The organism is Cellulosilyticum ruminicola JCM 14822 (genome assembly GCF_001311925.1).
GTDB lineage: Bacteria > Bacillota > Clostridia > Lachnospirales > Cellulosilyticaceae > Cellulosilyticum > Cellulosilyticum ruminicola.
In genome coordinates this window covers 44,967-57,695 of record NZ_BBCG01000002.1, presented here as the reverse complement: position 1 = coordinate 57,695, position 12,729 = coordinate 44,967, and the positions used below count along the sequence as shown (strand labels likewise).

The window sequence follows — 12,729 nt, the reverse complement described above, 5'->3', positions numbered from 1 at the left end:
TATTTAATGTAAAGGTGTTTAGCAAAAATAATATAATCTATTTAATAAATCGACAACGAAGCAAATGTTTCTACATGAATACACCATATTATAGGAGTATAATAAGAACAATAGTTATTACTATATAAGTTATAGGCATTAGTGATAGAGGAGTGTATAGTGTTAGGGATAACTAAGGAAAATAGCATATACATGGAGGGGAAAATGGATAATATGATGAAACATGAGTTTAGTTGGTTACAAAATCCACAGGTATTTGAAATGGGTCGTATGGCACCTCATTCTGATCATAAGTATTTCGCCACAATGCAGGATGCTAGGGTGGATCATTGTAGTTTTAAAAAGTCTTTAAATGGGGTATGGAAGTTCGCCTATGCCAAAAATCTACAGATAGCACCAGTAGATTTCTATAAGGTAGACTATGATACAACAAGCTGGGGAAGCATACAGGTTCCAGGGCATATTGAATTACAAGGATATGATAAGCCACAATATGTGAATACAATGTATCCTTGGGATGGACATGAAAAGTTAGCACCACCTGAAATTCCTTCTATTTATAATCCTGTAGGAAGCTATGTGACAGAGTTCGAAGTACCTAAGGCATGGGAAGATAGACCATTATATATTTCTTTTCAAGGTGTAGAATCAGCTTTTTATATATGGCTTAATGGAGAATTTATAGGTTATAGTGAAGATAGCTTTACACCAGCTGAATTTGAGTTAACTAAGTTTACTAAAAAGGGGAAAAACAAATTAGCTGTTATGGTCGTGAAATGGAGTAGTGGCAGTTGGCTTGAAGATCAGGACTTTTGGAGGTTTTCAGGAATCTTTAGAGAGGTTTATCTTTATACTGTACCTCGAACCCATATAAGAGATTTAAAGGTAGAAACAGATTTAGATGCAGAGTATAAAGATGCCAAGCTTAAGGTAGATTTACAAGTAGAAGGTAATCTTTCATGTGAAATAGAGCTTATGCTAAGAGATGCAGAGGGAAACTGTGTGAAAACAGCTGTAAAAGAGGTAGTCCCCAAAGTTCAATTTGAAGAGGATATAAAAGCACCTTATTTATGGAGTGCTGAAAGTCCTTATTTATATGAAATAATCTTTTTTGTTAAAGATAAAGTAAGTAGTCAAACAATAGAAATAGTGACACAAAAAGTAGGTTTTAGAAAATTTGAACTGAAGGATAAGCTTATGCAGCTTAATGGTAAACGTATTGTTTTTAATGGTGTAAATAGACATGAGTTTAGCTGTTATAATGGACGATGTGTCACCAAAGAAGAAATGTTATGGGATGTTCAAACGATGAAACGCTATAATATTAATGCAGTGAGAACCTGTCATTATCCAAATCAAACTTATTTTTATGAGCTTTGTGATGAGTATGGCTTATATGTTATTGATGAAGCTAATTTGGAAAGTCATGGGACTTGGCAAAAGATGGGGGCTATCAAACCAGAACATGCTGTTCCTGGTTCTAAACTAGAGTGGGAAGGCGCAGCTATTGACCGTGCCAAATCTATGTTAGAACGTGATAAGAATCATCCAAGCATTTTAATATGGTCCTGTGGTAATGAATCTTTTGGTGGTGAAAATATTTATAAAATGTCGCAGTATTTTAGAGCTAATGATGGAACGCGTCTTGTGCAGTATGAAGGCATTTTTCATGATAGAAGTTTTAATGAGACGAGCGATGTAGAAAGTCAAATGTATCCTAAAACATGGGATATTGAAAAATATTTATTAGATAATCCGAAAAAGCCATTTATTTGCTGTGAATATACATGCTATGGGAAATTCTAATGGAGGTATGGAGCGATATGTAGCATTAACAGAGAAATACCCAATGTATCAAGGGGGCTTTATTTGGGATTTCATTGATCAAGGCTTATTAACGCAAACAAAGTATGGAGAAAAGTATTTAGCTTATGGTGGAGACTTTGAAGATCGTCCTACAGATTATAATTTCTGTGTAAATGGAATTATATTTGCAGATAGAAAAGTATCACCTAAAATGCAAGAAGTAAAATATAATTATCAAATGTTTCGTATAGAAGTTTCTAAAAATCAGGTGACTATTACTAATAAACATTTATTTATAGGTACTGAAGATTATACACTTGATTTTGAAGTCTTAAGAGATGGTAAACTTTATAATCAAGGTACATTAGCAATAGATATTCCAGCAGGTAAAACAAAACAAATAGATTTACCTATAGACGAAATGATACTACCAGGAGAATATGCAATCACCGCTAAACTATGCCTGAAAGAAGATAATTTATGGGCTAAAAGAGGGCATGAAGCAGCCTTTGGACAAATGGTTTATAAAGTAGAAGATGAAGTGCAGAATAAAATAAGTGAAAAGGTAATAGTAGCAGATTGCGATGTGAACTTTGGTGTAAGAGGTGAACATTTCCATATTATTTATTCTAAGTCTTATGGTGGTATGATTTCTTATAAATACAAAGGTAAAGAATGTATTTCAGCTATGCCGATGCCTAATTTCTGGCATGCACCTACAGATAATGATAATGGAAATAAGATGGCACATCGTTATGCACAGTGGAAAATTGCTAGTTTATATCCTACAGTGAAAGATATTATAACAAGCTGGGATGAAACAAAAGCTGTCATTACTTATGTGTACCAATTGCCTACCGTTCCAGCAACGACTTGTCAGGTAACCTATACAACTTATGGATATGGAGAAGTTCAAGTAGAAATGAAATATGAAGGTACTGTAGGTTTAAGTGAAATGCCAGAGTTTGGCATGATTATGAAGCTGCCAAATGAATATAATCATGTCACTTGGTATGGTTATGGCCCAGATGAAAATTACAGAGACCGCAAGGAAGGGGCAAGACTTGGTATATTTAAAAATAAAGTATTAGATAATGTATTACCTTATGTCATCCCACAAGAATGTGGTAATAAAACAGGTGTAAGATGGGCTAAGGTAACAGATGAAAGAGGAAATGGACTTTTAATCAAATCAGAGGAAATGGAATTTTCAGCGCTTCCTTATACACCTCATGAATTAGAAAATGCCACACATCACTATGAATTACCTAAATCAATGCACACTGTCCTTAAAATGAGTCTTAAACAAATGGGAATAGGTGGAGATGATAGTTGGGGAGCATGTCCATTAGATGAATATCTTATATCATCTCATGAAAATATGTGCTTCAAATGGTCTATGAAGGTTATATAGAATAAAAAATTAAATGCTAGTAAGTGGAAAAAGAGCCATCACGAGGGTAAATACGAACTCGTGAGGGCTCTTTTTGTGTGTAATTAATTTTGAGATTTAAAGATTATTGATAAAAAATATCATTTTGATATTGAAAAACTAAAAGTTTATGGATATAATAAAAATGAAAAGAAAAATGAAAATCATTATTAAAATTGGATTATATAGAAAGAGGATGAGGATATGCCTTTAACAATGGTAAAAGCAGGAGAACCTAGCGTTATTAAAAAAGTAGGTGGAAAAGAAGAGACTAAAAAATTTCTTGAGAGTTTAGGCTTTGTAGTAGGTGGTATTGTAACAGTTGTATCTGAAATCAGCGGAAATATGATTGTTAATATTAAAGAATCGAGAGTAGCAATTAATAAAGAGATGGCTAATAAGATTCTAGTATAAAAATTAGTGAGAAATATAAAAGGAGTTAGAAGATGCAGACTTTAAAAGAAGTATCATGTGGGCAAACAGTTAAAGTGAAGAAGTTAACTGGAGAAGGCGCAGTTAAAAGACGTATTATGGATATGGGAATCACAAAAGGCGTAGAAGTATTTGTACGTAAAGTAGCACCATTAGGAGATCCAATTGAAGTGACAGTAAGAGGTTATGAACTTTCTCTTAGAAAAGCAGATGCAGAAATGATAGAAGTAGAATAGCTTTAAGAGATTAAATGGAGGAGAAGAAAGGAGAGCAACATGGCATTTAAAATTGCATTAGCGGGTAATCCAAACTGTGGAAAGACTACATTATTTAATGCCCTTACAGGGGCTAATCAATTTGTAGGGAACTGGCCAGGTGTAACAGTTGAGAAAAAGGAAGGTAAATTAAAAGGTCATAAAGATGTTATCATTATGGATCTTCCAGGGATTTATTCATTATCACCATATACATTAGAAGAAGTCGTTGCAAGAAATTATCTTATTGGAGAAAGACCGGACGCTATTTTAAATATTGTAGATGGCACCAATATTGAACGTAACTTATATTTATCAACACAACTTATCGAATTAGGCATTCCAGTTATTATGGCTATAAATATGATGGATGTTCTTGAAAAATCAGGCGATAAAATACATATTGATAAACTCAGTAAGAAACTAGGCTGTGAGGTTGTTTCAATTTCCGCTCTCAAAGGAACTGGCATTAAAGAAGCAGCGGAAAAAGCTGTGAAGCTTGCAAAAAATAAAGCAACTACACCAGTGGTTCATAAATTTGATGGCCGTGTAGAAGGAATCTTAAATTCTATTGAAGATAAACTTGGTAACAGTGTGCCAAGAGAGCAAAGACGTTTCTTCGCCATTAAACTTCTTGAAAGAGATGATAAAATTGCAAGTCAAATGGGTAAAGTACCAGATGTATTAGAAGAGATTAAATTCATTGAAGAAGAAATGGATGATGATACAGAAAGCATTATTACAAATGAACGTTATATTTATATTTCTTCAATTATTGAAAGCTGTTTAACAAAGAAGAGTAAAGGAAAGCTTACAGTATCAGATAAAATTGATCAGATTGTAACGAATAGATGGTTAGCACTTCCAATATTTGCGGTCATTATGTTTTTAGTATACTATGTATCTGTTACAACAGTAGGAACATGGGCAACAGATTGGGCAAATGATGGTGTATTTGGTGATGGATGGAGTTTATTTGGACTAGAAGTTCCAGGGGTACCTGTCATTATTGGTGCAGGACTTGAAGCTATTGGCACTGCAGATTGGTTACAAGGATTAATTCTTGAAGGAATTATCGCAGGTGTAGGTGCAGTACTTGGATTCGTACCACAAATGTTAATCTTGTTTGCTTTCCTTGCTTTATTAGAAGCTTGTGGTTATATGGCAAGAGTAGCTTTTATTATGGATAGAATCTTTCGTAAGTTTGGTTTATCTGGTAAGTCGTTTATTCCAATGCTTATCGGAAGTGGATGTGGTGTGCCTGGGGTTATGGCTTCTCGTACGATTGAAAGTGATCGCGATCGAAAGATGACAATTATGACAACTACATTTATTCCATGTGGCGCCAAACTTCCTATTATTGCACTTATTGCAGGTGCTCTATTTGATGGGGCATGGTGGGTTGCACCAAGTGCATACTTTGTAGGGATTATGGCAATTATTTGTTCTGGTATCATTTTAAAGAAAACAAAAATGTTTTCAGGAGATCCAGCACCATTTGTTATGGAACTTCCAGCTTATCATATGCCAACAGTTACAAATGTTTTAAGAAGTATGTGGGAACGTGGATGGTCATTTGTTAAAAAGGCAGGTACAATTATTTTACTTTCAACAATTGTTGTATGGTTTACAACTTACTTTGGCTTTGTTGATGGTGAGTTTAGAATGCTTGAAGATATAGAAATGGATCATAGTATTTTGGCAGCTATAGGAAGTGTGATTAGTTGGTTATTTATTCCTCTAGGATGGGGAGATTGGAAATCAGCTGTAGCAGCTATTACAGGGCTTGTAGCAAAAGAAAATGTAGTTGGTACATTTGGTGTGTTATATGGATTTGCAGAAGTGGCAGAAGATGGTAGTGAAATTTGGGGCACACTTGCAGGCAGTATGAGCATGGTAGCAGCTTATTCATTCTTAGTGTTTAATCTTTTGTGTGCACCTTGTTTTGCAGCAATGGGCGCTATCAAAAGAGAGATGAATAATGCAAAATGGTTTTGGTTTGCAATTGGTTATCAAACTGGTTTAGCATATATTGTATCATTATGTGTTTATCAAATCGGCATGCTTATTACAACAGGCACATTTGGAATAGGCACAATAGTAGCAGTACTTAGTATAGTTGGGTTCCTTTACCTACTTGTTAAACCTTATAAAGAGAGTAAAATATTACAAGTAGATATGACAGCATAGTATAAATACATTAAGGATAATGTATCTACATGTTAAAGCAGGAGGTAAAATATGGGAACAGTTATAGTCGGTGCACTTTTAGTTTTAACAATTGGCGCAGTTATTCGTAAAATGATTAAAGATAAGGCATCAGGAAAATGTCATTGTGGTTGTGAGAGTTGTAGTAGTAGCTGCCATTCAATTAAAGATAAATAATGTTTAAAGTACAAAAGGGATTATTATATTATTGTTAAAAAAATATAATAATCCCTTTTTGATTTATAATATAATAATAAGGGGAATAATATCAATATTTACATTTTGCATGATAAGGGTTAGGATTGAGTAGCAGATAAAAGTTTATATTAAGGAGAATAGCATATGACATTGGCGAATTTAGAAATAGGTAAAGATGCGATTATCGAAAGTGTAGCGTGTAGCAGTGAATCACTGAGACGACATATACTAGATATGGGTTTAACACCGGGAACAGAAATTACGGTAATCAAGATGGCACCTATGGGAGATCCGATTCAAATTAGGGTAAGAGGGTATGAACTGACACTTCGTAAAGAAGATGCAACATGTATTGCGCTAAAAGATATACATACAGCTCATGAGAACATTAAGAAGTATAAAGACAGAATTAAAGTGGTTGCCCATCCTCAAAAAGGTGAGATAGGAAAATATCCACTAAAAAAAGCGGTAGAATTGTACCAGATAATGAAGTGTTACAGTTTGCTTTAGTGGGGAATCAAAACTGTGGAAAGACAACATTATTTAATCAATTAACAGGTTCCAATCAACATGTGGGTAACTTCCCAGGGGTAACAGTGGATCGTAAAGATGGTATGATTCGTAAAAATAAAAATACCAATGTAACCGATTTACCAGGAATCTATTCTTTATCACCTTATACAAGCGAAGAAATCGTAACAAGAGATTTTATATTAAATGAAAAACCACATGGCCTCATTAACATAGTAGATGCAACGAATATTGAACGTAACTTATATTTAACGATGCAGCTTATTGAATTAAATATTCCTATGGTATTGGCATTAAATATGATGGATGAAGTCAAAGAAAATGGCGGAACAATCATGATTAATGAATTAGAGGGATTATTAGGTATACCGGTTGTGCCTATTTCAGCGGCTAAAAATGAGGGGATTGATGAACTTATACAACATGCCATTCATGTAGCTAAATATAGAGAACATCCAGGGCGTATGGACTTTTGTAATGAAGAGAGAAGCGGAGCAATTCACCGTTGTATTCATGGTATCGTACATTTAGTGGAAGATCATACAAAACGAGTAGGTATACCGCCTAGATTTGTAGCGACTAAGTTAGTTGAAGGTGATGAGTTAATTCTAGAAAAGTTACAATTAGATGAAAATGAAAAAAGAATGGTAAATCATATCATTTATCAAATGGAACAAGAAAGTGGCACAGATAGATTAGCAGCCTTAGCTGATATGCGATTTAACTTCATTGAAGGTGTATGTGAACGTACAGTTGTAAAACCTCATGAAAGCAAAGAACATAAACGTAGTGTAGCCATTGATAAGATTCTTACAGGTAAGTATACAGCTCTTCCAACATTTGTGGGAATTATGGGATTAATCTTTTGGCTTACATTTGGTGTGCTTGGTGCAGCTTTATCAAATTTGATGGAAATGGGAATCGGCTGGATTACAGATGTTTGTAATCATGCGTTAATCCTTTATGAAATTAACCCTGTTATGCAATCTCTTATTATTGATGGCATTTTTGCTGGGGTAGGAAGTGTCCTTAGCTTCTTACCAATTATCGTTGTATTATTCTTCTTCTTATCTATATTAGAAGATAGTGGGTATATGGCTAGGGTAGCTTTTGTAATGGATAAATTATTACGTAAGATTGGGTTATCAGGACGAAGCTTTGTACCAATGATTATTGGTTTTGGATGTTCTGTACCAGCCATTATGGCGACACGTACATTGCCATCAGATCGCGATAGAAAGATGACAATCCTTTTAACACCATTTATGAGTTGTTCGGCTAAACTACCTATTTATGCGTTATTTACAGCAGCATTTTTCCCTAAATACCAAGCACTTGTAATGATTGGTTTATATTTAACTGGGATTGTAGTAGCTATCTTCGTTGCACTTATCTTAAAAGAAACAGCATTTAAAGGAGAACCAGTTCCATTTGTTATGGAACTTCCTAACTACCGTATGCCAAGTGTAAAAAGTGTTATGCAACTTATTGGCGATAAAGCAAAGGACTTTATTTCTAAAGCTTTCACAGTAATCTTCATTGCATCTATTATCATTTGGTTCTTACAAAGTTTTGATACACGCTTAAATGTAGTAACAGATTCTGCAAATAGTATGTTAGCTTTATCAGGTGGACTGATTGCCCCAATATTTGCCCCATTAGGTTTCAATGATTGGCGTATTTCTACTGCACTTATTACAGGCTTTACAGCTAAAGAAAGTGTAGTAAGTACATTAACAGTGCTTTTAGGGGGTGGCACAGAAGGATTAAATACACTCTTTACTTCAAGTACAGCGTTAGTATTTTTAATCTTTTCCCTCCTTTATACACCATGTGTAGCAGCTATTGCAGCAGTAAAACGTGAACTTGGAAGAGGCGGAGCAATTATTGTAGTGATATTACAATGTGTGATTGCATGGTTTGTAGCTTTTATAGTAAAAGTATTAGGTATATGGCTTGCTATGGGTGTATTACTTGCAGTAAGCATAGTACTTATTATAAGTAGAGGTTTTAAGAAACGAAATAATTAATTAAATTAGCTAATTCTAAGCTAAGAAGACTTCTATAAGAATATAGAAGTCTTCTTGTTTTGTTTAATATGTTATTTGATATAGACTAAAATTAAAAGAAAATGTAAAATATAAAATACGATATTGTGAATATTATAATAAATAGGAGAAGGATTTATGGAACAAGAACGAGAAGGAACGCCAAAACGTATGGATGAGGGGTTAAGTGTATTTGTAACTGTTGCAAGATTTCATGGTATAAGTATAGACCCAGCTCAAATTGCACATGATTTAGCTGTTGGGCCTGATGGCATGACGGAGGTAGACATATTAAAGGCAGCTAAAAGGGTGAAATTAAAAGCGAAAGCAGTGAATGTTAAATTTGAGAAGTTAAAAAAGTTGCGGGCACCTTTTATTGCAGAAACTAAAACAGGGGGATTTTTAGTAGTTGCTAGAATTCAAGAGGAAAAGATGTTAATTTTGCGTCCACAGAAAAGGTCACCAGAGGTAATTGTGCCAGAAGCCTTTGAGGAAGAGTGGAATGGGCACATTATATTAATGACAACAAGAGATATTATCAATAAACAAAGAGAATTTGGAGTTAAATGGTTTATTCCAAGTATTATCAAATACAAAAAACAGCTTATAGAAGTCATAATTGCAGCTTTGACTTTACAGATTTTTGGACTTTTTACACCGATTATGATGCAAGTTGTTATTGATAAAGTACTTGTACATAACAGCATGTCTACATTAAATGTACTTGTATTTGCACTAGCTATTATTTATGTATTTGAACTGATTATGAGTGTACTTCGAACTTATATTTTCACACATACAACAAGTAAGATAGATGTTATATTGGGGGCAAGGTTGGCAAAACATTTATTTTCGCTACCTCTAAGATATTTTGAGTCAAGACGTGTAGGAGATACCATTGCACGTGTAAAAGAAGTTGAAAATATAAGACAGTTTTTAACAGGAGCACCATTAACAGCTGTATTAGATGTGGCTTTTATATTTATATATATAGGTGTTATGCTTTTATATAGTGTGAAACTTACTTGGATTGTACTTGCTTCATTACCAGTATTTGCAGCTATTTCTATTATTGTAACGCCATTACTTAGAGAACGTTTAGATGAGAAATTTAGATGTGGTGCGGAATCTAACTCATATATGGTAGAAGCTGTAACAGGCGTACAGACTATTAAATCTTTTGCCTTAGAACCAAGTGTGCAAAAGAAATGGGAGAACTTACTAGCACAATCTACAAAGGCTAATTTTAAAACAGCTATTTTAGGTGGTAATGCAGGAGCAGCGGCTCAGTTTATACAAAAGATTTTTAACGTATTAATCTTATGGGTAGGCGCAACATTAGTTATGAAAGGTGATTTAACGGTTGGACAATTTATCACCTTTAGAATGTTATCAGGAAATGTAAGTGGACCAGTACTTCGTATTGTACAAATGTGGCAGCAATTTCAACAGATAAGCATCTCTATTAAAAGGCTTGGAGATATTTTTAATACAGTGCCAGAGCCTTCTATAGATTCTTCTAAGACAAGATTACCTAATATTAGAGGACAAATACGTTTTGAAAAAGTACGTTTTAGATATCGTGTAGATGCCAGTGAGGTAATCCGTGACATGAGCTTTACCATTGAACCAGGTATAACAGTAGGAATCGTTGGACGAAGTGGTTCAGGAAAAAGTACATTGTCTAAGCTGATTCAAAGACTCTATACAATAGAAGCTGGAAAAATATTAATAGATGGAGTAGATATAGCCTTAGCTGATCCAGCCTGGCTTAGAAGGCAAATTGGTGTTGTATTACAAGAAAATTTTATGTTTAATGGGACTGTAAGAGAGAATATCAGTATTCATAGCCCAGGAAGTAGTATGCAGGATATTATAAGAGTAGCTAAAATTGCAGGAGCCCACGACTTTATATTGGAGCTTCCAGAAGGTTATGACACAATGATTGGAGAGAAAGGGACAGGTTTATCAGGCGGTCAAAAGCAGAGAGTAGCTATTGCTAGAGCTTTATTAACTAATCCTAGAATCTTAATATTTGATGAAGCAACTTCTGCATTAGATTATGAATCAGAAAGTATTATACAAAAGAACTTGAAAATGATTTGTGAAGGTAGAACAGTACTTATTATTGCCCATAGACTTTCAACATTAAAAGACGCAGATAAGATTATGGCTATAGATAAAGGTCAACTTATAGAATACGGCTCACAAGAAGAATTGCTTCAAAGAAGAGGACTATATCATTACTTACATAGTCAGCAACAAAGGGGGCAAGTATGTTGAAAATTATAAATTTAAATAAGAAAAAGCGTGATCGTTTGGAATATGAATTTTTACCAGAAGCAATTGAAATTATCGAAATACCACCTTCTAGAAGCAGCAGTATTTTATTATGGAGTATCGTAGCATTTTTAGTGATTACAATCTTATGGATGTACTTTGCAGAGGTAGATATGGTATCTACGTCTAGAGGAAAAGTTGTACCAGATGGTAGGATAAAAGTTATTCAACCTTTTGAAGAAGGTGTTATTCAAGCTATTTATGTAACAGAAGGTCAAAGTGTGAAAGAAGGGGATGTTTTACTAGAATTAGATGCAACCCTTAATGATATAGACGTTCAAAATTTGCAGCATGAGATTAATACACTGAAATTAGAAAAAGAAATTTTGATGGGAGAAGACTCAAAAGGTGAAAAGAGTACAGTAAATCCAAAACTTAAATCTAATATTATAGTGGCTAATGAGTTAAATAATAGAGAATATGAAGTACAACAAAAGGCAGCAGCATTAGAAGTCTCTCAAAGTAAATCACAGCTCATAGCAGAGCAAAATACATTAAATAGTTTGAGAGAAGACTTAAAGCTACTAGGACAAAAGGAAGCAGAATATAAGAAGCTTATGGAATTAGGGGGAACTGAAAAAGTTACTCTTGAAAAACTAAAATTAAATCTAGAAATTTTGGAACGAGAAAATGAGGATTATCAGGCATTATATGAAGGAGATGCTATGACAAAGGCTCAGTGGCAAGAGCAAAAGGATAAATTGAATTTAGCAAAGAAAGAATATGAGACGCAAAAACTCAAAGTTAATGAAGAACGTATTCAAATGCAAATCAAGTTTAATGAAATAGCTCAAGAGCAAGAAAGTACTAAGGCAAAAATTAAAGATCAAAAAACAAAGATTGAAAAGCTTAAGCTAACAATTGAAATGAATGAATTAACAGAAAAGATGGTTCAAAATAAAAAAGCAAGTTCAGATATTACGACAGTTGTAGAAAAAGATAAGCAAATTGCAGAATTAGAAGCACAGCTGAATAAGATGGAAAAGAAGCAAGAGTATAAAACAATTGTAGCGCCTGTAGATGGGGTGATTCAAGGCGTAGTTACTAATACATTAGGTGGTGTAGTTACACCAGCTGAAACAATTATGACTGTTGTACCTGATGATACACCTCTTGTCATAGAAGCCTTTTTACCAAATCAAGATATAGGTTTCGTAGAAATAGGACAAGAAGTAAGTGTTAAGGTAGATACATTTTCTTATCAAAAATATGGGGTTTTAAAAGGTAAAATTATTAGTATAAGTCCAGATGCTATAGAAGATGAGCGTATGGGATATGTGTACCGTATGAAAGTTGAATTAGAAGATTTAATGATTAATATAGATGGTAAGATGATGAGTCTTACACCAGGCATGACAGTAACAGCAGAAGTTAAAACTGGTAAGCGAAAAGTTTTAGCATTCTTTTTAGAACCACTTATTAAGTACATGGATGAAAGTATTACTGTTAGATAGTAAAATACATAAAACAACTATATTTT

At 33.9% G+C, this 12,729-nt stretch carries 7 protein-coding genes and 2 pseudogenes; all 9 read left to right on the top strand.

Going from position 1 to position 12,729, the window contains the following annotated elements; genetic code table 11:
* Positions 1-192: 192 nt before the first annotated feature.
* Positions 193-2,280: pseudogene (locus tag JCM14822_RS23390) on the top strand (glycoside hydrolase family 2 TIM barrel-domain containing protein); the annotation flags it as partial.
* A gap of 43 nt (positions 2,281-2,323) precedes the next feature.
* Complete coding sequence (locus JCM14822_RS24730; RefSeq protein WP_408606166.1) at positions 2,324-3,220, top strand: beta-galactosidase small subunit; 897 nt, start codon at positions 2,324-2,326, stop codon at positions 3,218-3,220.
* 222 nt (positions 3,221-3,442) lie between these two features.
* Positions 3,443-3,652, top strand: coding sequence for a FeoA family protein (locus JCM14822_RS01095; protein WP_054738887.1), 210 nt, complete (start codon positions 3,443-3,445; stop codon positions 3,650-3,652).
* A gap of 32 nt (positions 3,653-3,684) precedes the next feature.
* Positions 3,685-3,906 carry a FeoA family protein gene (locus tag JCM14822_RS01090; RefSeq protein WP_054738886.1) on the top strand — a complete coding sequence of 74 codons (222 nt, stop codon included), beginning with the start codon at positions 3,685-3,687 and terminating at the stop codon, positions 3,904-3,906.
* A gap of 39 nt (positions 3,907-3,945) precedes the next feature.
* Entirely contained in the window at positions 3,946-6,114 is a 2,169-nt protein-coding gene (gene feoB, locus JCM14822_RS01085; RefSeq protein WP_054738884.1) for a ferrous iron transport protein B, read from the top strand.
* Positions 6,115-6,165: 51 nt separating this feature from the next.
* The gene (locus JCM14822_RS18920) at positions 6,166-6,309 is read left to right on the top strand and encodes a FeoB-associated Cys-rich membrane protein (RefSeq protein ID WP_083461203.1); all 144 of its coding nucleotides are present in this window, start codon (positions 6,166-6,168) and stop codon (positions 6,307-6,309) included.
* A gap of 165 nt (positions 6,310-6,474) precedes the next feature.
* Positions 6,475-8,813: pseudogene (gene feoB, locus JCM14822_RS01080) on the top strand (ferrous iron transport protein B); the annotation flags it as partial.
* 234 nt (positions 8,814-9,047) lie between these two features.
* Positions 9,048-11,192, top strand: coding sequence for a type I secretion system permease/ATPase (locus JCM14822_RS01075; protein ID WP_083461202.1), 2,145 nt, complete (start codon positions 9,048-9,050; stop codon positions 11,190-11,192).
* Complete coding sequence (locus JCM14822_RS01070) at positions 11,186-12,703, top strand: HlyD family type I secretion periplasmic adaptor subunit (RefSeq protein WP_054738882.1); 1,518 nt, start codon at positions 11,186-11,188, stop codon at positions 12,701-12,703. Before JCM14822_RS01075 ends, JCM14822_RS01070 begins: the two co-directional genes overlap by 7 nt.
* Positions 12,704-12,729: the final 26 nt, after the last annotated feature.